This window comes from Pelagicoccus sp. SDUM812005 (assembly GCF_031127875.1).
In the GTDB taxonomy this organism is placed as follows: Bacteria; Verrucomicrobiota; Verrucomicrobiia; order Opitutales; family Opitutaceae; genus Pelagicoccus.
The window spans coordinates 65,818-87,560 of sequence record NZ_JARXIA010000017.1 but is presented as its reverse complement, the minus strand read 5'-3'; the positions used below and the strand labels follow the sequence as shown (position 1 = coordinate 87,560).

14 protein-coding genes are annotated in these 21,743 nt (G+C 59.3%); 10 read left to right on the top strand and 4 right to left on the bottom strand.

Going from position 1 to position 21,743, the window contains the following annotated elements; translation table 11 throughout:
* Nucleotides 1–68: 68 nt before the first annotated feature.
* Both QEH57_RS18370 and QEH57_RS18365 read left to right on the top strand, forming a co-directional pair.
* Complete coding sequence (locus tag QEH57_RS18370; RefSeq protein WP_309008236.1) at nt 69–2,042, top strand: heparinase II/III family protein; 1,974 nt, start codon at nt 69–71, stop codon at nt 2,040–2,042.
* Nucleotides 2,043–2,076: 34 nt separating this feature from the next.
* A complete protein-coding gene (locus QEH57_RS18365) occupies nt 2,077–5,190 on the top strand; it encodes a hypothetical protein (RefSeq protein ID WP_309008235.1) in 3,114 nt (1,037 codons plus the stop codon).
* A gap of 3 nt (nt 5,191–5,193) precedes the next feature.
* On the opposite strand, the gene QEH57_RS18360 is transcribed toward QEH57_RS18365, so the two are convergent.
* Nucleotides 5,194–6,363 carry an MFS transporter gene (locus tag QEH57_RS18360; RefSeq protein WP_309008234.1) on the bottom strand — a complete coding sequence of 390 codons (1,170 nt, stop codon included), beginning with the start codon at nt 6,361–6,363 and terminating at the stop codon, nt 5,194–5,196.
* A 258-nt stretch (nt 6,364–6,621) separates the two neighbouring features.
* On the opposite strand from QEH57_RS18360, the gene amt reads away from it, so the two are divergent.
* Nucleotides 6,622–8,547 carry an ammonium transporter gene (gene amt, locus QEH57_RS18355; RefSeq protein ID WP_309008233.1) on the top strand — a complete coding sequence of 642 codons (1,926 nt, stop codon included), beginning with the start codon at nt 6,622–6,624 and terminating at the stop codon, nt 8,545–8,547.
* 6 nt (nt 8,548–8,553) lie between these two features.
* A complete protein-coding gene (locus tag QEH57_RS18350) occupies nt 8,554–10,458 on the top strand; it encodes a response regulator (RefSeq protein ID WP_309008232.1) in 1,905 nt (634 codons plus the stop codon).
* A 5-nt stretch (nt 10,459–10,463) separates the two neighbouring features.
* Here QEH57_RS18350 and QEH57_RS18345 read toward each other — a convergent pair whose 3' ends face one another.
* Together QEH57_RS18345 and QEH57_RS18340 are read right to left on the bottom strand one after the other, a co-directional pair.
* Nucleotides 10,464–14,678: a hypothetical protein gene (locus QEH57_RS18345; protein ID WP_309008231.1), complete on the bottom strand. Its 4,215-nt coding sequence runs from the start codon at nt 14,676–14,678 to the stop codon at nt 10,464–10,466.
* 34 nt (nt 14,679–14,712) lie between these two features.
* Nucleotides 14,713–15,159, bottom strand: a complete 447-nt coding sequence (locus tag QEH57_RS18340; RefSeq protein ID WP_309008230.1) for a MarR family winged helix-turn-helix transcriptional regulator — start codon at nt 15,157–15,159, stop codon at nt 14,713–14,715.
* A gap of 55 nt (nt 15,160–15,214) precedes the next feature.
* Here QEH57_RS18340 and QEH57_RS18335 point away from each other — a divergent pair, with 55 nt between their 5' ends.
* On the top strand, nt 15,215–15,664 hold the full coding sequence (locus QEH57_RS18335) for a cupin domain-containing protein (protein WP_309008229.1): 450 nt from the start codon (nt 15,215–15,217) through the stop codon (nt 15,662–15,664).
* A gap of 61 nt (nt 15,665–15,725) precedes the next feature.
* Here QEH57_RS18335 and QEH57_RS18330 read toward each other — a convergent pair whose 3' ends face one another.
* The gene (locus QEH57_RS18330) at nt 15,726–16,511 is read right to left on the bottom strand and encodes a DUF1080 domain-containing protein (RefSeq protein WP_309008228.1); all 786 of its coding nucleotides are present in this window, start codon (nt 16,509–16,511) and stop codon (nt 15,726–15,728) included.
* Nucleotides 16,512–16,783: 272 nt separating this feature from the next.
* Between QEH57_RS18330 and QEH57_RS18325 the strand changes: the two genes are divergently transcribed.
* From QEH57_RS18325 to QEH57_RS18305, 5 genes are all read left to right on the top strand, one after another.
* Nucleotides 16,784–19,573: a glycoside hydrolase family 43 protein gene (locus tag QEH57_RS18325; RefSeq protein WP_309008227.1), complete on the top strand. Its 2,790-nt coding sequence runs from the start codon at nt 16,784–16,786 to the stop codon at nt 19,571–19,573.
* A 64-nt stretch (nt 19,574–19,637) separates the two neighbouring features.
* Nucleotides 19,638–20,186, top strand: a complete 549-nt coding sequence (locus QEH57_RS18320; RefSeq protein ID WP_309008226.1) for an NUDIX hydrolase — start codon at nt 19,638–19,640, stop codon at nt 20,184–20,186.
* A 91-nt stretch (nt 20,187–20,277) separates the two neighbouring features.
* Nucleotides 20,278–20,604, top strand: a complete 327-nt coding sequence (locus QEH57_RS18315; RefSeq protein ID WP_309008225.1) for a hypothetical protein — start codon at nt 20,278–20,280, stop codon at nt 20,602–20,604.
* Complete coding sequence (locus QEH57_RS18310; RefSeq protein WP_309008224.1) at nt 20,604–21,197, top strand: TetR/AcrR family transcriptional regulator; 594 nt, start codon at nt 20,604–20,606, stop codon at nt 21,195–21,197. The genes QEH57_RS18315 and QEH57_RS18310 overlap by 1 nt, the downstream gene beginning before the upstream one ends.
* 70 nt (nt 21,198–21,267) lie before the next feature.
* Nucleotides 21,268–21,738 carry an FKBP-type peptidyl-prolyl cis-trans isomerase gene (locus QEH57_RS18305; protein ID WP_309008223.1) on the top strand — a complete coding sequence of 157 codons (471 nt, stop codon included), beginning with the start codon at nt 21,268–21,270 and terminating at the stop codon, nt 21,736–21,738.
* Nucleotides 21,739–21,743 lie beyond the last annotated feature (5 nt).

Genomic DNA, 21,743 nt, shown 5'->3' with positions numbered 1-21,743 from the left:
TCGACAAAGCCTCGAGCTTATAATTATAAGTTTCATTTTATATTTAACACCCCTATCGACCGATTCGCATGAAGACACCATCTGCCCCGGACACGCATGTTCTGCTAGCGCGGCTCAATTCCATCGTGGAGAGCCCGTTCGAGTCACTGGAGGCCTGCCTGGCCTTTTACCGCGAGGCGCTTCCCCGCCGGGTGGGCGCCTACCATCAGGAAGAGGTGGGGCCGATCTACCATCATGACTTGCCGGGCGAGGCGGACAAGTTCGTGGCCAAGGTCTTCCATTTGGGCGAGGGGACGGTGGACATGTCGGCTGGCTTGGACTGGTACGCTACGGCCACGGGCGACCTCGAGTGGAACGGCGGCTTGGTGCGGCACGGTTACTTCATGTTGCTGGCGGAGGAGTATCGGAAAACTGGAGACGAGAAGTATGCGGAGGCGGTGATCGAGCACATGCTTCATTACATAGAGAATGTTCCGCCCTTCGAGCCGGAAGGGAAGCCCTATTTGGAATACAAGAAGTCGACGTGGCGACCGTTCGAAGCGGCGGGGCGGGCGGCGGAAACTTGGCCGGAAGCCTTGGCTAAGGTGATAATGTCGCCGGCTATGACCCCGGAGGCTTGGGCGACGATCCTGTTGTCGGTGCACGAGCACGCGGTCTTCTTGCGCAAGGAGCATTGGAAGACGGGGAACCACGCAACGCTGGAGGTTGCGGCGGTGGGAATCATCGCCATCTTCTATCAGGAGTTCAAGGAGTGCGAGGACTGGATCAGCTATGCGGTGTCCTTCCTCGACGACATGTGGAGCGACCTTTTCAATCCGGACGGCTATTCCAAGGAAATGTCCGGCGGCTACCATTGGGTGGCGATGCGGAGCTTTTTCACCTTTTACGAGGTGGCTTTGCAGAACGGTTTGGAGGACATTTTTCCTCCCCGTTACGCGGAACGCTTGATCAAGAACAGCTACGCCGAGTTGTACCAGGACAAGCCGAACTTCTCGACGCCCATCAGCAACGACTCGAACACGCGGATCAATCGCCGCGAGCAGTTGGAGCGCATCTACAAGCTTTTCGGGATTCAGGAGATCGGCTACTTCCTTTCTGAGGGAAAGAAGGGGGAGGAGCCCGATCGCACTTCCTATTTCTATCCCGATTCTCGGATCGCGATCATGCGGGACGGATGGATGCCGTATTCGAATTATTTATACTTCGACATGGGAGACTGGGGCGACAATCACATGAACCAGGACCAGCTCTCCATCGAAGTTTACGCGAAGGGGCGGCACTTCCTGGTCAATGGCGGAAAGTGGCGCTATACGACTTCGGACCCCGATGCGGAGTGGATGGGCTTGGCCAAGTATTTCAAGAACACGCCTTCCTACAATTGCGTATTGGTTAATGGGTACGAACAAGTGTTTGGCGACGCTCGCGGTACGATGGTGTCGGGGAAGGACTTCGACTACGCGGACGGAATCTTCGACGCCGGGTTTGGCGAAGAAGGGCCGGGGCGCGACGAGAAGCTCTTTCGGGAGCGGGGTTTGTCGACCCTGATGGTCAATCGCTTGCCGGGAGCCAGTCATCGCCGACAGGTCTTTTTCGCCAAGCCGCATTTCTGGATCGTGCGGGATACGATCGCGGGGGAAGGCGTGGAGAAGGCGGAGCAGCTGTGGCATTTCTACGACGGGGCGATTGCGCCGGTCGAAGCGGCGGACAATCCCGCCTGGGCAACCGGTTTCGAAGACGTCAACTTGATCGTGAAGACGATTGGCGGGAGCCCGGTTTCTGCCCAAAGCTACGAGGGGCAGAAGGAACCGTTCATCGCAGGTTGGCATTGCCCGTACTACGACGTTATCCGTCCCGCTCCGGAGCTTCGTTTCACTCAGGAAGCGAAGGGCGAGATCGTCTTCCATACCTTGCTGCTGCCGGTCTCTGGATCGGTGGAACGAGTTCCTGTATTCACTTTTGAAGACAATTGCTACCGAGTTGAGATCGGCGACAAGCTGTATTCCATAGACACGTCGGACGACTCCTTGTGGTCCCTCGTCTAGTTTAATTTCAACCCCCTCTCTACGAGTCCGAACGATGTATAAGAAAATCGATATTTCCTCAAATTGGCAACTGTTCTCCCATGACTTGGACATGGGGCTTTTCGGCAACGCGGGTCGCGCCTACCAGCGTGGATACCAGCCGAAGGACGCGATCGAGGTGAGCTTGCCGGTAACCGCTCCGGCAGCGTATCTGGAGGCCGGCAGGATCGAGGATCCTTATGTGGGCATGAACAGCCGCGACATCCTTTGGATGGAGAAGAAGGAGTGGTGGTACATCAAGGACTTGGACTTGCCGGAGGAGGGCGGAGTGTACCGCTTGAGCTTGCACGGGGTGAACTACCGGGCGGACGCATGGCTGAACGACGTGCAGATCGGCCGTTGGGAAGGAAGCTTCCTCAACAAGCAGATCGATCTCGATCCCACCTTGGTCCGCAAGCAGGGGAATCGCCTCGCCATTCGCGTACGTTCCCAGGAGCGAGCCTGGGAAGACGGCACGCAGCCGGATCCGCGCGGCTTCCAGAACAGCTCCGCTCACATCCGTACCCAAGGCCCCACGCCGCAGTTTGCGTACGGATGGAATTGGTCGCCGCATATGATTGCGGTTGGGATCTGGCGTCCAGTGGAGCTGGAGTGGATGTCGGGGGCGCGCTTCGAGGATACGCGAATCGATTCCGTTCTTTCCGATGACTTCAAGACGGCGACCTTTAGCTTCACCGGGGAATTGAAGAACCTGACTGGCGCGGCGCTCGACGCTGAGGTCGAACTGGTCGTGACCGGTCCCAAAAAGACCAAGCTTCGAAAGAAGGTATCCGTAAAGAAGATACGCAAGAGCGGAAGCAATGGCGTCAGCCTTTCGATCGAGCTGGATAAGCCAGAGCTTTGGTATCCAAATGGGTATGGCAAGCAGCCGCTATACACGGTAGAGGCCCGCTTGCTGGTGGACGGCGAGCTGTGCGACACGCGTACCCGGAAGCAGGGGATTCGCAAAATCGAATTTATCCAAAACACGAATGCGGAAGCGGTGCAGGCCGAGTCGGGGCAAACGAACCGTATGTGGTCGATCGTCGGAAAGCCGTATCCGTGGACGATGGTCGTGAACGGGCTGCGGATTTTCTCGAAGGGCTCGAACTGGTGTCCGGTGGATAACTTGTATCGCAATCGCGATCCGCATGTGCGCCGCCAGCTGGAGCTGGCCCGCGATGCGCACTATGTTTTCATGCGGGTCTGGGGCGGAGGGCTCACGGAGTCGGACCACTTCTACGATTGTTGCGACGAGATGGGAATCGTTTGCTTGCAGGAGTTTTGGTTCGCCTGCGGATCGGCTCCGGCCATGAACTACGACGCTTTCCTTGAAAACGCCGCCAGCGAAATTAAGCGCTTGCGGGAGCGGAGCTCGATTGGCCTTTGGGGTGGCGGCAACGAGTTCAATCCCGACAACCACGAAAATCGTCCCATCATCGACTTGATCCACCAGTTGGTCGACCGTCTCGACGGCACGCGGGAGTTCCGCCGCGGTTCGCCGTATCGCGGCGACCGCCATGGCGGTCTTGTATCCACTCCTCACCGTACGACGAACAAGTACCGGGATTTGCTGCCCGGCCGCAAGCGGCTGGTGCTGCTGCGTTCCGAGTGCGCGGTGGGGCGTTCTCCGACGCGTCCAGCGAACATCAAGAAGTTCGTGCCGGAGAAGTCGCTTTGGCCGATCGATTGGGAGGTGTATCAGAACCACCACGCCCAGCGGCCCGAATGGGAAAATGTGACGAAGCCGTTCGGAAAAGCGGATACATGGGAAGCGGAGCTGCTTCATTCGTCGGTCTTCCACTGTATCGACAGCCGGATGAACATGGAGCATGCCCGTTCGAACAAGTACGAGAGCTCCGGATGTTGGACCTGGCAGATCAATGCGTCGTGGCCTTCTTTCCACCGCGAGCATGTGGATTGGTACGGGCAGCCGAAATCGGTCTACTACTGGTACAAGAACGCGTGCAAGCCGGTGATCGCCTTGGCTGATTTCGAGCGCTTCGTTTACCATCCAGGCGAGAAACTGGCTCCGGAACTATACGCGGTGAACGACACGCACAAAGCTGTATCCATTTCTTTGGACATCAAGGTGATCTCGTACGATGGGACCTTGCTGCATCAGGAGTCTCGTTCGACGAAGATCGGGCCCGACGACCGAAGCTTGTTGGGCAAGCTAGACCTGGTGATTCCCGAGGAGCTCGCGGAAAAGGCCCTCTACTTAGCCCTCGAGACCAAGCAGGGCAAGAAGGTGGCGCATCGCAACACCTACTACGTCGCCATCTCTCCGGACGACCGTTTCAAGACGGGGCAGGCTCTCGGCGAGAACTTGCAGCTCGACTATATCGGCAAGAAGAGCGTGGTCAGCGCCCCGCACTACTATACGTTGGCGGAGATCGTGGACGAGCCGACGGAGCAGGACAAGGAGATGAAGTCCGCGTCCAGCCACGAGCTCGACGCGGTTTACACCAAGACTTTCGACCTCGACGCCTCCTTGAAGGGCAAGGCTTTGGAGCTGTTCTTGCCGGGGATGACGGCGGAAGACAGCGTCTATCTCAATGGCAAGAATGTGGGCAGCGGCAGTATCGATCCGTCCAAGGAACGCAACTACGAGGCGGACCCCTTGAAGTGGCCGACCTTTACGAGTCGCCACTATTCCGTGTCCAAGAAGCTGATACGCGAATCCGGAAACGTATTGGAAATCCGCCTTTCCGGTCAGCGGATTGCGGATAAGACCGATAAGCGCTTTGGGCTGTCGGAGATGATCTACATCCGCGAAGCGACTCCGAAGGCCCTGCAGAAGAAGATTGGCAGCTACAACCGCAAGATGGAGTTCTTCACGCCGATCAGCCAAGGCCCCCGCGCCAAGCTCAAGGTTTCGGCTGAGAAGAGCAAATCCGGCTACACGGTAACGGTAAGCAATGTGGGCAAGGTATCCGCGGCTTTCTTAGTTCTGGACGTGGAGAACGAAGGCACGGCCCGTTTCACTTTCGACGAGGCGGCTCCGTCGGGGCTGCATGCCGGCGAGTCGATCGCGGTCGACCTCAAGATCGAAGGAGCGCTGCCGAAGCGGGCCAAGGTTAAGGTATCCGCTTTGAACATACGCCCTGTTTCCGCCAAGCTCCCCTAGCCGCTAGGCTGAGGGGGCAGCGCTCGCTGCGGCCGGCTTCTTCCTCGCTGCTCTGAAGGCGAGGAAGAGCAGGGGCAGGCTGGCGAGGGCGATGAGGGAGATGCGTTGAAACATTTCCGGGTAGCCGTAGCGGTCTGCCCAGGTTCCCATCAGGTAGGAGCCGACCATGGTTCCCGCCATGCGGATGGCTACGATGAGCGAGACTGCGGTGGCCCGTCTCTGAGTTCCCAGGAGGGAGATCATGAGGATGAGGGCCCCGACCTCGCGGCCGGCCCAGCCGAAGGCATGGCAGAGGTGGGAGAGCCAGAGCCAGTTCGGGTCGCTGAGGCTGGAGATGACGAAGGGACGGATGGCTTGGGAGAAGAAGCCCAGGCCGAGGACCCAGTAGAGTCCGCGAGCGTCGACCCAGCGTCCCATGGCGGGGAGCGATACGAGGGCGATCAAGCCGGTGAGGGCCGAGTACCAGCCCATCAGCTTGGGGGACCCTCCGAGCTCGCGCACGTAGTCGTTGAGGAAGCCGAGGTTGCCCGGCTCGGTGATGGAAATGATGAAGTGGGCCGCGAGGAAGATCCAAGCCGCGGCGGGGATGGGCGATTTCGCTTCCCCGTTTTGGCCCTGGTCGCGCCGTGGCGGGTTCTCGAGTTGGAGCACGAAGTAGAGGGAGAGGGGGAGCAGGCAGGCGCCGGCGATGAGGATGTGTTCGATCTTTTGGAAGATGATGGGGAAGAGAAAGGAGCCGGACATGAAGCCGATGGAGCCGAAGATGCGATAGGCGCTGAAGCCTCGGCCCGGGGAGTTCGAGGCGAGGTTTGACATCGCCAGGGCGGTCATGGTGCTGGACATGGCGGTGAGCAGGAGGCCGCGCAGGCAAACGTAGATGGCGAAGTCCGCGATGGTTTCCGAGCGGGAGAGCCAGTAGAGGGCGAAGGCGAGCCCGAGGGCGCTGCCGCTGACCAGTTGCTTGTAGCAGGCGAAGCGGTCGGCGAGCCAGCCCCAGAGGGGAGCGGAGGCGAGTAGCAGCCCGTTTTCGATAGCGAGCAGGATGCCGATGGCGCTGCCGGAGAGCCCCTTGTTCGACATGTGGGTGACTTCGTAGATGGTGAACATGCCGACGCAGGCCACCTGGATGAGGCTGGAGCCGCGAGCGTGGGAAAGTTTGGAAAGCGTAAGCATGGTGGTTGCTCTATAGAAGGGAATCTAAGGTCCCAAGACGATTCGAATCGCGTTTCCGTCGCCGCGTTTCCGGACGAGACCTAGCAATTTCGTTCATGCAATTGGGCCGAAAAGTTAGCCAGACTTTTACTTGGTTTGGAAGCGCGGAGGCGCGGGAACTGCTAGATGTTGGCTTCCGTTTTATATTTCAACCCGTTGGAAAAGGGGGATCGAGGAGAGTTGATCCTTTCGCCCTTTTTTCGCGTACCTCAAACTTTTATGGGCGAAACATCTTTAGATCTACTTTGGGTCGTCATCTGTGCGGCTTTGGTCCTGCTGATGCAGGCGGGTTTCCTGTGCTTGGAGAGCGGTTGGACGAGAACCAAGAACAGCATCAATGTCGCGGTGAAGAACCTGACCGACTTCGGGATTTCCGTAATGGTATATTGGGCGTTTGGATTCGCCTTGATGTTTGGGCTTTCCCGGTCAGGGGCTTTTGGCGGCAGCGGCTTTTTCTTCGAGTCGGCAGGGGCCACGCCTCAGGTCGTCGCCTTCTTCTTCTTCCAAGCGATGTTTTGCGGTACGGCGGTGACGATCGTTTCGGGCGCGGTAGCGGAGAGGATGAGCTTCAAGGGCTATTTGTTGATATCGGTCTTCGTATCCGCTCTGGTGTATCCTATCTTTGGACACTGGGCGTGGGGCGGGGCCTTGGGCGGCCAGCCAGGTTGGCTAGCGTCGCTGGGGTTCATCGACTTCGCCGGATCCTCGGTGGTGCACAGTATCGGCGGTTGGGTGGCCTTGGCTGGGGTGGTGGCGCTGGGGCCGAGAATTGGTCGCTTTGGCGAGGGCCAGGACGGTCGATCGAGGAGTATTCCAGGCCAGAGCTTGCCGACTGCTTTGCTTGGCACCCTGATTTTGGCGTTCGGTTGGATCGGTTTCAATGGAGGCAGTTCTTTGGCATGGGGTGGGGACGTTCCCTTGGTGGTGACTCACACTATTTTGGCGGCTACCAGCGGCATGGTCACGGCTTTGCTGGCGAGCCTGGTATTTCTGAAGTATCCGGACGCCAAATACATCACGAATGGCTTGTTGGCCGGTTTGGTGGCGATCACGGCGAATTGCCATTTGGTTTCCTCAGGCAGCTCGGTCCTGATCGGAGCGGTCGGGGCCCTGGTGATGATGGCGGCGGACCGGTTTTTCGAGCGCTTGAAGCTGGACGATGTGGTGGGAGCCTTTTCGGTGCATACGGCGGCGGGGATTTGGGGGACGCTCGCGGTGGCTTTGCTAGGGGACGCCAGCGCGTGGGGCGAGGGAGTGAGCCGCTGGGATCAGCTGGGCGTCCAGGCTCTGGGCGTAGTGGTTTGCGCGTTGGTGGGCTTTCTGCCCGCGTATCTGTTCCTTTCGGGACTGCGCATGACGATTCGACTGCGAGTCAGCCCTGAGCAGGAGGTCATGGGCTTGAACGCGGCGGAGCATAAGGTATCCACGGAGCATCTCGACTTGCTGCGCGAGATGGAGCTGCAGTCCCAGAAGTTCGACCTGACGCGTCGGGTAACTGTGGAACCGTTTACGGAAGTGGGGCAGATTGCCCAAAAGTACAACGAGGTCTTGGATTCGCTCGAGCAGACTGTGGCTCGTAACGAGATGGTGATCCGCGATACAAAGGACGCTATCTTTACTTGCTCCAAGGAGGGACGAATTCTGAGCGCAAACCCAGGGGCTGAACTGATGTTTGGATACACGGTCGAGGAGTTGGAGTCGAAGTGGATCTGGAACATCATTGCCACGGAATCGGAGATGCGTTTCGATTCCTTGGAAACGCTTCTCGAGCACATCGGGACCAAGAACTACAAGCTTGAAACGATACGACTGTCTGGGGTTCGCCGTTCGGGAGCGCGTTTTCCTTCCGAGATGGAAGCGACGGCGGGAAGGATTGGCGATAGCGATGTATTTACTTTGAAGATACGGGATCGGACGCAAGCGGAGGTTTACCAGGAGGCCTTGCGGACTACCAAGCGAGAGGCGGAAAAGGCGAGAGACGAACTGGAGGAAAAGGTGCGTCAGATCGAGTCGTTCAACGGGATCGCGATCGATCGCGAGATGCGAATGGTGGAGCTGAAGGGCGAGATCAACCGTTTGTGTTCCGAGCTGGGGCGTAAGGCGCCTTTCGGCGAGGAAGTCGCGGCGCGGAATTTGGAGACCTAGACGACCGTGGAATTTGCTCTGCTCTGGCTCTTGTTGTTTGCTCTCGGTCTCGCCCTGGCTGCCCATGTGGTCGCCTTGAGGCGAAGCCGGCGGGCCTATCGCGAATCGAAGGCGCTTTGCGAGCTGGAGCAATTGCGGTCGAGTTTGCTGGAGCGTCTGGTGGCCGAAGGGAGCGATCGCATGAGGGCTTTGGAGCGGGAGAACCGCGAGGCCCGCGCGCTTCTGAGTTTACGCAAAGCCGAGATGAAGGACTTGGAGCGCAAGGTTGCCAAGAACAGCCAGATGGGCCGGGCGATGTTGAATATATTGGACGATGCGCAAACGGCCCGCAAGGCGGCGGAGAATGCCAATGCGGCGAAGAGCCAGTTTCTCGCCAACATGAGCCACGAGATTCGCACTCCGATGAATGGAGTTCTCGGCATGATGCAGCTCCTTTTGGATACGGACTTGAACGAGGAGCAGCTCGAGTATGCGGAGTCCTCTTTCTCCTCGGCGGAAGCCCTGTTGGTTATCATCAACGATATACTGGACTTTTCGAAGATGGAAGCGGGCAAGATGAAGCTCGATCCGCATGCCTTCGATTTGATCTCGCTTGTCGACGGGGTGGTGGGTTTGCTCGCGAGCCGCGTCTTCGAGAAGAACGTTGCGATCCAAACGGATATCGATCCTGCGGTGCCGAGCCTCTTGATCGGGGATAGCCATAAGCTACGTCAAGTGCTTCTCAATATTGCAGGCAATGCAGTCAAGTTTACAGCTGAGGGCACGGTCGAGATCAAGGCGCGTTTGGTCGAACGCGCCGGTCGCGATATTGTAGTGGAATTTAGGGTACAGGATTCGGGAATCGGCATCCCGGAAGAGAAGATGGGGAATCTGTTCAAGTCGTTCATGCAGGTTGACGACTCGCATACGCGAACGTTTGGAGGCACGGGATTGGGGCTGGCGATTTCCAAGCGGCTCGTGACCTTGCTGGGAGGTTCGATTAGGGTCGAGAGCGTCTTGGGAGAAGGCTCGTGCTTCTCGTTTACGATTCCCTTGAAAAAGCAGCCCAAAGGGGCGGCTCTCGAGCATGTCATGCCGCGAGCGATGTTGAAGCGACGGTTCTTGATTCTGACGGAGGAGGCGTCCTTCTTTGGGGATTCGATCTGCCAGCACTTGAGAAGTTGGGGCTGTTTCGATTTGCAGGTGGTTACGGTTGACGCTGCAGAGAGTCAGCCTCGTCGTTTTGAGGAGTGGTTCGAAAGTGTCGATATCGTGGTTTCGGACCTGGATGCCTATTCGGAGGCGATTTCGCATTTAACGTCGCAGCGGGACCGCGGTCTTCCTGCTCCTCGGTTGTTGTTGGCGGAAGCGTTTGGGAAGAAGTTGGATCCAGCCCTTGTTTCGCGAACGGACGGTGTCATTAGAATGCCGATACGGCAGAGCCAGCTGTTGAGGGCCTTGGAGTCATTGCTGGATTCTGGGCGGGCGGAGAAGCCGGTTAAACCGAAGCCGGTCGAGAGCAAGGCGGTGGATCGTTCGGCGGGCACTTCAGGCAAGGTCCTGGTGGTGGACGACAATGCGATCAACTCCAAGATAGCGGCCCGTTTTCTCAAGAAGTTGGGGTACGAATGTGGCGCGGTTCAAAATGGGGAAGAAGCGTTGGCCGCTGTGGAAGGGGAAAACTACGACTTGGTTTTGATGGATTGCCAGATGCCGGTGATGGATGGCTACGAAGCCTCGCGGCGCATTCGGAAGTTTTCTTGCGACAAGCGAAAGATTCCCATCGTGGCTTTGACGGCGAATGCCTTGGAGGGCGATCGGGAGAGGGCCTTGGAGTCGGGGATGGACGATTACCTTGCCAAGCCGATCAAGGTGGATCAGCTGAAGCGTGTCTTGAGGCACTACCTGCCCTTGCAGGAAAGGACGAACTAGGCGCTTTATTCGATGGTGGCTGGAGTTGTAGTTGGAATTTGGATGCTGAAGAATCGCTTCTCGCTGTCTGGTTCGAATTCGATGGGAACTGTGATGAGATCCCTGAAATCGTCGAGTTCTCCGGCTTGGTAGGTCGCGTCGCTTACTTCTTCCCACTCTAGTAGATTCTCTGAGGAGAAGAGGGCGAGCGCTCCGTCGCTCAGCTGCTTGCGTCGCGGAAACGTGATATCGAAGGACCCTGCGGGTAGGTCGGCCGTGGGCTGGATGCTGAGGAGTCCGTAGTCGTGGGAGAAGGGATCGGCTCCCATGAGCCACTCGAGCGCCGCCCCGTAAGCGTCGCGATCGGGGTCCGCGTCGGAATCGATTTGGGACCAGGCGAGGAAGCTATCGAGGTCCTCTGCTTTTTCTTCGGGGAAGAATTCCATGGCGAAGTGTTGCAGGGGAGCGATGGGGGTGGGGCCGGCGACGTCGGTGGTTTCCTCGAAGCTCAGTTCGGTGATGGTGTAGCTTAGGGAGCCGGCTCCGGTGCGCACCTCGTCGCCCCCTTCGAATAGGCTTTCTTGGCGTACGGAGAAGTCCGGCAGCGAGCTGGTTGCCACTTGTCGTGGGTAGACGAAGAAGGATCCGCTGGTAGGTTCTGCTGCGTCGGCTCCCCGGGCCGCTCCGCTGGCTGGGTGGAAGCGGGCTAGGCCTTCCCAGGGGATCATGCTTGCGGTACGGTGGAAGGGGCCGGCGTCGTCCTCGCTGGCGGCGCCTTCAGGCCATGGCAGGAAGGAGGAGGAGCCTCCGTAGGCGAAGAGCCCGTCTCCGCCGTCGGCGAGGGCTCGGATGTGATCGCCGGCGGAACCGGCGTGTATTGAGAATCTGCTGACGCCAAGGTTTTTGGAGACGCGGGCGGTAAAGGCGGAGGAGCCATTGAGGTAGCCCAGTCCGCTATTGAAGAAGCCGATTTGCCCTCCGATCCAGAGAGCTCCGTCCGCCCAGACCATATCGTAGGTCACGTCTTTGAGCGATTGCCCGCCCTGGGGCAACTTGCCGCTGAGGGTGACTTCCGCTTCGGTCCCGATGTCAGGCTGTTCGTGGCCGAGAAGAATGCTGTCGATGTATTGCCCATCGGGGGAGAGCTTGCAGAGCAAGTTGGAGGGGATGGTGTCGTAAACTACGAGGAGTACGCCGCCTCCTAGGTAAAGGTTGCCTTCGTCGTCTTCGGCGAGGGTATGTATTTCGGCGATACGTCCCGTTCCGATAACGGTGGACCAGAGCACGTCGCCGGTTTCGCTGTCGAGCTTGAGGACGAAGGGATTGTAGGTGAGGTTTGGATTCTCGCTGATGAGGTCGCCTCCATTGGGGATCTCGATGTTCGCGTATGTGGTTCCCGCTAGGGCGAGGTTTCCGTCCTGGGTGACGATGATCTCGTTGGGCTCGAAGTGCTGTTCGTCGGGGGAGGTGGTGTAGACGCGGCTCCACTGGGGGATGCCATTGGCGTCCAGTTTGGTGACGGTGGCGTGTTTGTTGAAGGGGGCTCCGAAGATGCTGCGACCGAGGACGAAGTATTCGGCGGCTCCGGACTCGGATTCGCCTCGGGCGAGGCTCATGTTGTCGTAGGTGTAGTAGCCCGAGAGTTTATGCGACTTTTGCCAGATTTGGTTTCCGTCACCGTCGATATTGGTCAACTGCACGCTGGAGCTGCGTTGGCTGAGCACGGTGAAGCTGCCGTCCGGTTCCGCGACGGCGGAAATAGGGCGGAGGGTGGTGGCCTTGAGAGCCCAGCGGAGTTCGCCGGTACTGGTGTAGGAGACGATTTCCCCGTTTGTAGTGGTAGAGCCTCCCGCTACGAAATGGTCGGTGCCGGCGAGGGAAACTGCGAACATGTCGGTAGTGCCGCTGGTATTGCTCAGCGGTTGCAGGGCGCGTATCCAGCGAGTGGAGGCGCCTTCGAGCGGCCGCAGTCCTGGGTTGTCGGGAAGGACGACTTCGCTGGAGGGATTAGCGGCGGCCAGCGGCCCGCCGGAATCCAGCTCGACGACGGGCAGGGTGAGGAGGGTTTTCTCGGCGTCGATGAAGCTGATGATTTCGAGGATTTCCAGTTCTACGCCGCCGCGCAGTTCGAGGTCGGCCTCGATCTGCCATGCCGGGTCGGCGAGCGGGGTGAGGGAAAATTCGGTATTGAGAGCCGCGCCGAAAGTGGGGCCGACTTCGACAGGAGCGCTCGGCGGATAGATCTTGAAGGCGACTTCGGTGAGGGCGTCGATCTCGATGCCGACCCCGCTGTCTTCGTGGATTCGCGGGCGGGAGATGCGGGTCGGCACGGGGGTGGCTTGGCAATCGTAGACGGCTTCGCCACGATCCCAGCCGCCTTTGAAGGTTACCTCCAGCCCCGTTTCGAAGGGGAGGGAGAGGCCGGCTTGGGCTTGCGCGGATACGCCCACCTCGAAGGAGAGCTCGGGTTTGAAGATGAGGCCGGAGGGAAGGACGATAACGATGAGGGGCACTTCGGCGAGAGTCTTGCGATTTTCCGCGGCGCTTCCTTCGCTTTCGGCGGAGCCGGAGATTTCGATGAGGAAGTTGGCGTCGATGTTGAGTTTGCCCTCCACGATGAGGGCTCGCAGGAGCCCCGATTCGAATTCGGCCTTAACGCCTAGGTCGTTCGGGCGAATGGCGAACGATCCGCTTGCCTCGATGGTATCCGACATAGGGATACGGTTGAAGTGAATGGGGTGAGTGTAGTAGTCCGGAGAGGTGACGCCGATGGGGCCGGTCGTGTCTACCCCGCTACGTGCGTAGGAGGTTTCGAGTGTGCCGTGCAGCGTGTACTCGAAGAGGTTGATTTGCTCGCCGTTAACGAGAAATGTTCCGGTCGATTCTTCGGACTGTTCGATGCTTTTGACGAGAAAGGGGAGGGCGGAATCGAAGCCTTGGTAGAAAAAGCCGGTTTCGTTGATTTGAACGGTTGGGGGAACGTAGTAGGAAGGTTCCGAGTAGATGATGTCGCCGACCGAGACGTTCGGGAGCATTTCGAAGGTGATTGAGTTGGGGCCGTAGCTGAGAAGTTTATCGACCATGCCGTAGTCGACGACGACGATCGGGTTCGTGAAGGAGACCAGCTCCCGTCCGTTGGTCTGCAGGCGGGATCCGTCTAGGATGCTGGCCTTGACGGACTCAGAGTCGGCGTTGGCTACCACGACCTCGATGAACTCATCTTCGGCGGGCGCGTTGGAGGAATCGGGGTCGAGGTTGCCGAAGTAGGCGTCCCGAGTCGCGGTGAGGGAGGGAGCTCCCTCGCTTTCGGCGACGGCTAGCACTTCGGCTCTTTGCCAGAAGCAGGCGCTGGTGTTTTGCAGGTCGACCGAGAATTGCAAGCGAGTGGTGCCGTCTCCTAGGTCCGTTTCAGATAGTAGAGAAATATTGGATACGACGAGCTTCTCCGAGTCGGTGAACTCGGTGAATACCAGGTCGTTGGTGAATCCGCCTGGAGGAGTCTCGGGACTGGTGGGGTCGTCGACTTCAGGCTGGTCGGTGTAGTGGATGTCGAGTTGGTAGGAGGCGGTAACGCTGGGCCAGGATCCGGAGGAAGCGTAGGAGGTGTAATGGCTGACGCCGACGTGAAGCTCGTAGTCTCCGGCCTCGAGCGTGCTGGATACCGTGATGGGAAGCTTTGCATTGAAATTGGTAGTAACCGTTGAGGTGGGACCGTTTTTTAGAAGCAGTTCGGCGCTGCTGGAGGAGAGCGTGGTGTCGTGATCGAAATTGAGGGTGAAGTCTGCGGCGCGCTCTAGGTTGAAGCGGATGATGATGAGGTTGGTGCCGAGGTGGGAGGTGGTGTCTTGCTCGGCATCGATTTCGGCTTCCGGCCGGGATCCGTCATCGAGGGCGCCTTCCGAGGTGGCGTAATACTCGCTCGTGCTGCGTCCGCGTATGAGGAGGCGTCGACCGCTGGGGGATTGGCGTTGCTGGTACTCCGCGCTCATTTTGCCCGAGATGGAGGCTGACCATGGGAATCCGCTGGTGTTGGTACCGCTGGCGGATTTTTCGAAGTCGAGGTCGTTGTTGGCCACGGCCACGGTCCTTTCTTCGACTGTACCCAGGGAATCGATACCGAGGCGATAAGGCATCGTCATGATGCGCTCGTCGCCGGTTACGGTGATGGTGGCCTGGAGCGGGGTGGCGAAAAGCAGGAGCAACAGGAGTAGAGGGGCGAGAGAAGTACGGGCTGGTTTCATGAGAGGTGTGAGTCGAGAGTTTCGGTTCGACGGCTTAGTTGAGGGCTTGGTCGAGTTTGGCGAGTTGGCTCTTTAGCCTTTCCAGAAAGTCTTTTCCGCAGGTACGGTTGATTTCGTCGGCGATCCCTTGGGAGATTTCGATCATGGTTGCCATGAGATGCTCGCCTCGCTGGGTCAGGCAGACCAGCTTGGCGCGTCCGTCTGCCGGGTCGGGCCGATGGGTGACGTATCCAGAATCCTGTAGGTCGGACACGATGTAGGCCATGCTTTGCTTGGTGATGCCGGCTTGCTGGGCGAGGTCGGTGAGGCGGCTGCCCTCGGGCGCGATGGTGCGCAGCAAGGAGGAGTGCGAGAAGCGGATTTCCGGAAAGCCGCGCTGGGCCAGTTCGCCGTAGATGCGGCGAGAGAGTTTCTCGTAGGGAGAGCGCAGGAGGTGTCCGAAAGAGCGGGCGGCCTCGGTGTAACTTTGCTTCTGGGTCATAGAGATCTTGACTATAGTCAGACAGACTGACTAAATACGGTCAAACTTAGAACGTATGAATATGCTGGCAACTTCCTTCTTTCGCAAAGTGGACGAACTACCGATTCTCGACGTCTTGGGGCTAGAGGTTCGGGTGCTCGCGGGTGGGGACGAGACCGACGCGCAGAGCTGTATCACGCGCATGTCCTGTCCGCAAGGGGTGGGAGCTCCCTTGCATCGGCACCCGCACGCGGAGAACTTTTTCGTGATGGAGGGGACCTTGAGCGTTCAGCTCGGCGAGGAAACGATAGCTCTGGGACCGGGCGAGTTCTTCCACGTGCATGCGGATGCTCCGCATGGCTTTCGCAACGAGGCGGCCGAGCCGGCGGTGTTTATCAATTGCGCGACTCCCGCTGGGCACGAGGCCTTTTTTCGGGACATGGATGCGATGAGCAAGCGCGGCCACTACGACCTCTCGGAGGTGGCGGCGGTGTGCGCGAAGCACCAGATCGAGCTGCTGGTGTAGCGGAAATGTAGGGATAAACCAAATACGTGTGCCAGGTGAAGCGAGATCGCTTTCCTTTTTCTCATTCACGATCAAGCGGCAAAAGCTCGATGTTGCGGAACCAGACGCCTTGGCCTTCGGCTTGCAAGGCGATGTGGCCGTAGGAGAGCTGGAGCGGGGCGCCGGAGGCGAGGAGTGGAGCGGCGGCTTCCACGCCGTCCGCGGGGTCGAGCTGGGGCTGCTGGTAGCGGAGGACTTCCTGGCCGTTGACGCGGTGGATGACCTCGTCGTTGCCGCGTACTTCGATTTCGATGGCGACCCACTGCTCGGCGGGAAAGGTGGGGGCGGAGGATTTTACGATGTGCTGGGTGACGAGCTGGCCGTCGATGACGAGGTTGGTGCCGGGGGTACAGACGTTGCCGGTGGGGCGGGGGCCTTTGCCTTCGTCGGCGAGGAACTGGAACTCGAGGCTGACGGGGAAGGATTGCTCGAGCTCCATGCTGAGCGGAGACTGGGAGTGGATCATGACGCCGCTGTTGAGATTAACGTAGTGCGGGGCGTCGGGCATCATTTTTCCTTCGAAGCGGTATTCCATGCGGAGGCGGTAGTGGGAGTACGCTTGGTTGCTGTAGAGGTGTCCGTATTGGCCGGCGAAGCGGTCGTATTGGTCGTAGGAGACCTTGAGGATGCCGTCCTCGACGCGGAAGGTTCGGTGGGGATTGGCCTCGAGGGGGTGGCCGGCGAACTTCGGGGTCCAGCCGTTGAGGGTTTTGCCGTCGAAGAGGGGGATCCACTGAGGGGTGTCGGCGCGAAGGGCGGCGGCGAATGGGAGGATTGCGGCGAGGAGGGCGAGGGGAGCAAGCTTCATGGGCGTGGCGAGGGTGGTTGGGTTTTGCGGCCTGTCGCTTTGCGGTTTCGCTGAAAACCTCAGGGGGCGACAGAGCTCGGTTTTGAGGTAAATTGGGTACCTTGCGGGCGGCTGTCGATATTCGAGTCGGGTGGCGAGGTTGAGTTATTTGGCGGGTTTTGGGTGCGGGTGGCGCATGATAGGGCAGCGGCGATCCGCGCGATCCTGCGGCCGCGCTTGCTTTCAGGCGTTCGCATTTTCCTACCCATCTTACTCCCCAAAAAACGTAACCTATGAGGCTTCTCGTCAGAGCGACCATCTCCCTTCTGTGCCTGTGCAGCGCTGGCGCTGTGGTATCCGGGCAAACGCCGTCTTTCACGCGCAACGCGTCGGTGCACGATCCGTCGGTGATCAAGGTGGGCGATCGCTTCTACGTCTATGGTTCGCATGGCGCTTCGGCCTGGACGGAGGACTTGATGAACTGGACGCAAGTGGCGACTTCGGTGTTTTCCGGAAACCCGCGGCACTTTTCGAGTTTTAGCAGCGAGCTCTCGGAACTCGTTTCCTGGTCGCAGGCGAACACCTTGTGGGCAGCGGACGTTTACCAGCTGGAGGACGGAAAGTTCTACTACTATTACAACGTGTGGACCAACCATCTCAGCTATCGCAGCTACATGGGGCTGGCGGTTTCCGATACGATCGAAGGTCCGTATTCGAACGTGGGAGAGATTCTCAAAGGCGGCACGGGGGTGGCAGGATTCGATCCTGCTTTCGACCCGAATACCATCGACCCCACGTTGTATCGAGATACCGAGGACAGGCTTTGGATGGTCTACGGTTCCTATTCGGGCGGTATCTTCGTTTTGGAGATGGACGACACGACCGGTTTTCCAAAGCCGGGGCAGGAGTGGGGAACGAAGATCTTAAACGGGCGCGGCGCTTTGATCGAAGGACCCTTTATTGAATACAATGCAGAGACGAAGTATTTCTACCTTTTCCTTTCCTATGGGGGATTGAATTCGAACGACGACTACAACATGCGCGTATTTCGTTCGCGCCAGCCGGATGGGCCCTTCCTCGATCCAGCGGGCAACGACCCGGCGACCGCTCCCGTCTCTGGCTGGAAGGACTATGGCCAGGCCTTGGCGGGTGGTTGGCAGTTCCTGCCCGTTCCGGGCGAACTGAACCAGTCTCCGGCGGGTTACCTTTCTCCGGGGCATAACTCCGTGATCAAGGATCCGGATACGGGAAAATGGTTTAATATCTTCCACACCCGCTTTCTGGGCAGGGGGGAAGGGCACGAGGTTCGCGTTCATCAGTTTTTCTTCAACGAGGATGGCTGGCCGGTGATGGCTCCGCACCGCTACGCTGGCGAAACGCAAGGGAGCTACACGTCTGAGCGAGTGGCCGGTTCCTACAAGACGATCCTGCACCCGAAGGTGATCAACCACTCCTCTTGGGTTCCCGGCGGCGACCCCGATCCCACTTGTTCCGAGGTGGTGGCCTTGAGCGGCGACGGCTCGGTATCGAGCGCTGACGGTGACACCTGGAGCATGGTGGACGGGCGGAACATCCGCATCACGATGGACGGTGCGCTGTACAAAGGGGTGGTCTGCGAGCAGTGGGACAACGAGAATCGTATGTGGGTGATGGGCTTCACGGCGGTGGGACCGGAGGGGCGTTCCCTGTGGGGGAGCGAGCTCGCGCTTCCGGATCGTTCCGCCGACTTGGATCCGCCCGAGCTCGAAGCGATTGCGGATGTCGCGCTTCCGATGGGCGACTCTCTCGACCTGACGCTCGTCAACAAGGCTCCCAATCCCGAGCTTACGCTCGAGTACAAGATCCTGCAGGCTCCGGAAGGCTTGCTTGTCGATTCGCTCACCGGAGCGATTCGATGGACTCCCTTGGCGGCGCAGATGGGGTCGATCCACCCTGTGCGCATTCGAGTCCACGACCTGTTTGACCCGAGCCTGGCGGATGAGGTGGATTTTTCGGTGTATGCGGCCGGTGGATACGAGTTGCAAGAGGCTCTGTTTCCCTTCGATGCGGTAGGCCTGACCGGCATTTCCGACCGTAGCGGGAAACGGACCGGCCTCACTGCCCGACTGAGCGGGACGGGATCGGGCTTTGCTGGCAACGATCCTAATCTCGCGCTCGACGAAGCGAGTGGCCAATTGGAGCTCCGTTCGAGCCAGAGCGACTTCAACGGTCAAGCCGGCATGGGGCTCGTTTCGGCGGTGGGAGTCAACTTTTCCAAGCTCGGTTCCACGGGGGCGGAGGACTTTTCGGTAACGGCCACGTTTGCTCCGATCGAAGGTTTGGGCGATGTCGATCAGGTAGGCGTTTTTGTGGGGGCTTCGGCGACGACGCTTACGCGTGCGGGCATCTTCCAAGGCGCCTCGCCGCAAGGATTGGCGGTGCATACGCAGTCGGGCGTCGATGCTAACGCGAGTTTCGATCAGTCCGGTTACGATCTGAGCGACGGCTTGACGGTAGTGATCGCTAGGGAGTCGGGGCAGTGGAGCTACCTGGTGGACGGCGTTTCGGTAAGCCCGCAGGCGCCCGACGCGACTTTCCTCGATGGCTTGAGCGACCTTACGGCTGGCGTGTTTGCGATCAATCCGCTCAACGCCAACAGCAAGACGGTGGGGGTTGATTCGCTGCGGGTTGCGATCCTCTCAGATGAGCTTCGCCTGACCCGTATCCAGGAATGGAAGACAGCGAATTTCGGCGAAAATCCAGCCGACGGGATTGCTGGGAATGACGACGATCCCGACCAGGATGGCCGTAGCAATCTCGTTGAATACGCGCTCGGAACGAACCCGACGGTGGGCGATGCGGACCCGAACGGGAAGATCGAGCTTGTCGACGGGAAGCTGGTTTGGACCTTTACCCAGTTGGCCGATCCTGCCTTGAGCTATGCAGTGCGGTCGAGCTCGACTCCCGGCGACCGCAGGGCGTCGGCGGTTTGGAGCAGCTCGGTGGGGTCTAACCAAGAAGGGCCGGTCGCGGTGGAAGTCGCGATTCCAAGCGAAGCGGGAGGGAAGGTTTTTCTGCAGCTCGAGGTGGATACGGTCGAGTAAGGCTCCTCGCGACGCGATATCGCGTATTGACTGATTGGCGACGATTCGCGAGTAGGGTTGCCGTATGAGAAGGCAGCCCTTGATCGCTCTCCTAGAAACCTATCGCTCCCGTTGGCCAGACGAGAGCGCGACCTGCGAGCGTTATCTCGAGTTCGTATCCAGAAATCCAGACTGCTTCGAACGCAGCTTGCAGGAGGGGCACGTGACGGGCTCGGCTTGGATCGTGAATACGGCCGGCACCCATGTGCTGCTGACGCATCACCGCAAGCTGGGGCAGTGGTTCCAGCTCGGCGGGCACGCGGACGGCGAGACGGATGTGGCCAAGGTGGCGATGGCGGAGGCTCGGGAAGAGTCGGGGCTAGCGGAGCTGCGCTTCGTGAACGACGAGATTTTCGATATCGACATCCATTTGATTCCCGCCCGCAAGAGCGATCCCGAGCATTATCACTACGATGTGCGCTTCGCCCTGCAAGCGGTCGGTTCGGACGCCTTTGCGGTGAGCGAGGAGTCGCTGGACCTGGCCTGGGTGGAGCTCGACAAGCTGAGCGACTACACCACCGAGGAGTCGATGCTGAGGATGGCCCGCAAGTGGCGGGAGCTGATGCAGGGTTAGGGTTGCGGCGGAGGTCGAATAAGTCCGTGGGAGTGCGGGTGCGTGGACTGACGGCTTGCAAAAATGAATTTTCTATTATGAATATTCGGTTATGGATATTCATAAAAACTCTTTTGAGCCGACGCCATCGCAGAGGAAGGTCTTGTTGGGGGTCGCTTTGCTGGCCTTGGTGGGGCCGAACGGCCTTTATTTGTATTATGCCGCCACGCAGCCGGAACTGAATGCGGAGGCCCTGCGGAATCCGGTTTCCTTGGCCTTCATGATCGAGGCTATGCTGTTGTTGGGATTGTTTCTCTGGTACGTGTTCAAGACGACCGGTTCTTGGGGTAAGGTGTGGCTTTACTTGGCGTTGTCCTTTTTGGGCAGCTTGGCCTTCAGTTTCCCGTTGTTCCTTTCGCGCAGGGGGCGTCGTCGTTGATGGCCCGGCCGAGAACGGGAGACAAGGACGGCAAGCTGGTGGAGGCGGCGATTGCGTTGTTTCTGGAGCGAGGCGTGCGGGGGACGACGATGCAGGATATCGCTCGTGGGGCGGGCGTCGCGGTCGGGACGGTGTATTTGTACTACAAGGACAAGGCTGCGATTGTGCGGCGGGTGGCTTTGGCGTTCGCGGAACGGCACGATGCGTTCGTGGCGGAGGTGCTGGGCACGCGCCGCGGGGCGAAGCGGAAGCTGCTGGATTACGTGCTCGGGTTTTACGACATGTGGCAACCCTTTGGTCAGAACAGCCAGGGGCCGGTGGAGCTGGCGGAGGCGGTTTTGGCGCATGCTCCCGAAGCGCCGCGGCTGGCCCAGGAGAGGTTCATCGAAACCGTGGCGGTCATCCTGGGCGAGGCCAAGGAGGCTGGCCTGAAAGTGGAGAATTCGAAGGCGGAGGCCCGTTGGATCGCCTTATGCACGACCGCGTTTTTCCCGCTGGCTGGCACGCCCTCCGGGCATCCGCTGCAGCAGTCGCTGGGACGCGACGAGCTCGAGGGGCTCCTGAAGTGGATTCTAGGCAAGCTGGAGGGCTGATGGGAAGGCTCCGGCTCGGTCCTCGCTTCTCGGAATTTCTCTTGGTATGGGGTTTGCTAGGGGTCGAGGAATGAAAATCCTGTCTTCATTTTTGGCGCTATTTGTTTGTTTTGAGGCGCTCGGCCAGAGCGAGGTTCTGGACTTGGACTACATGCCGCCGGCTCATGCGGAGCAGGTGGAGGCCATAATGCCGGGGGCGGCCGTGCTGAAAGGAGGAGTGCGCTTCTTGGAGCTGGAGGCGGGCGAGGGTGAGAGGATCGAGAAGGGCGACCGGGTGGAAGCAATCTACACGGGACGGCTTTTGGACGGGAGCATTTTTAATCAGAAGACGGGGCGCTGGCATACCTATCGGTTCGAAGTGGGGGCGGAGCCGCGTCAGGTGATCCAGGGCTGGGAAATCGCCTTGCCGCGCATGCAAAGCGGCGGGAGGTACCTGGTGGCGATCCCGTCTCAGTTCGCCTACAAGGACAAGGGGCGTTACGGGCAGGTGCCGCCCTACGCGACGGTGACCTTCGAGATCGAGATCTTGGGGGTAAACTGAAGTTT

Excerpts from the sequence above, each read along its gene's own strand:
- QEH57_RS18370 (WP_309008236.1), top strand. The coding sequence starts at position 69 with ATGAAGACACCATCTGCCCCGGACACGCATGTTCTGCTAGCGCGGCTC.
- QEH57_RS18365 (WP_309008235.1), top strand. The coding sequence starts at position 2,077 with ATGTATAAGAAAATCGATATTTCCTCAAATTGGCAACTGTTCTCCCAT.
- QEH57_RS18360 (WP_309008234.1), bottom strand. The coding sequence starts at position 6,363 with ATGCTTACGCTTTCCAAACTTTCCCACGCTCGCGGCTCCAGCCTCATC.
- amt (WP_309008233.1), top strand. The coding sequence starts at position 6,622 with ATGGGCGAAACATCTTTAGATCTACTTTGGGTCGTCATCTGTGCGGCT.
- QEH57_RS18345 (WP_309008231.1), bottom strand. The coding sequence starts at position 14,678 with ATGAAACCAGCCCGTACTTCTCTCGCCCCTCTACTCCTGTTGCTCCTG.
- QEH57_RS18340 (WP_309008230.1), bottom strand. The coding sequence starts at position 15,159 with ATGACCCAGAAGCAAAGTTACACCGAGGCCGCCCGCTCTTTCGGACAC.
- QEH57_RS18335 (WP_309008229.1), top strand. The coding sequence starts at position 15,215 with ATGAATATGCTGGCAACTTCCTTCTTTCGCAAAGTGGACGAACTACCG.
- QEH57_RS18330 (WP_309008228.1), bottom strand. The coding sequence starts at position 16,511 with ATGAAGCTTGCTCCCCTCGCCCTCCTCGCCGCAATCCTCCCATTCGCC.
- QEH57_RS18325 (WP_309008227.1), top strand. The coding sequence starts at position 16,784 with ATGAGGCTTCTCGTCAGAGCGACCATCTCCCTTCTGTGCCTGTGCAGC.
- QEH57_RS18320 (WP_309008226.1), top strand. The coding sequence starts at position 19,638 with ATGAGAAGGCAGCCCTTGATCGCTCTCCTAGAAACCTATCGCTCCCGT.
- QEH57_RS18315 (WP_309008225.1), top strand. The coding sequence starts at position 20,278 with ATGGATATTCATAAAAACTCTTTTGAGCCGACGCCATCGCAGAGGAAG.
- QEH57_RS18310 (WP_309008224.1), top strand. The coding sequence starts at position 20,604 with ATGGCCCGGCCGAGAACGGGAGACAAGGACGGCAAGCTGGTGGAGGCG.
- QEH57_RS18305 (WP_309008223.1), top strand. The coding sequence starts at position 21,268 with ATGAAAATCCTGTCTTCATTTTTGGCGCTATTTGTTTGTTTTGAGGCG.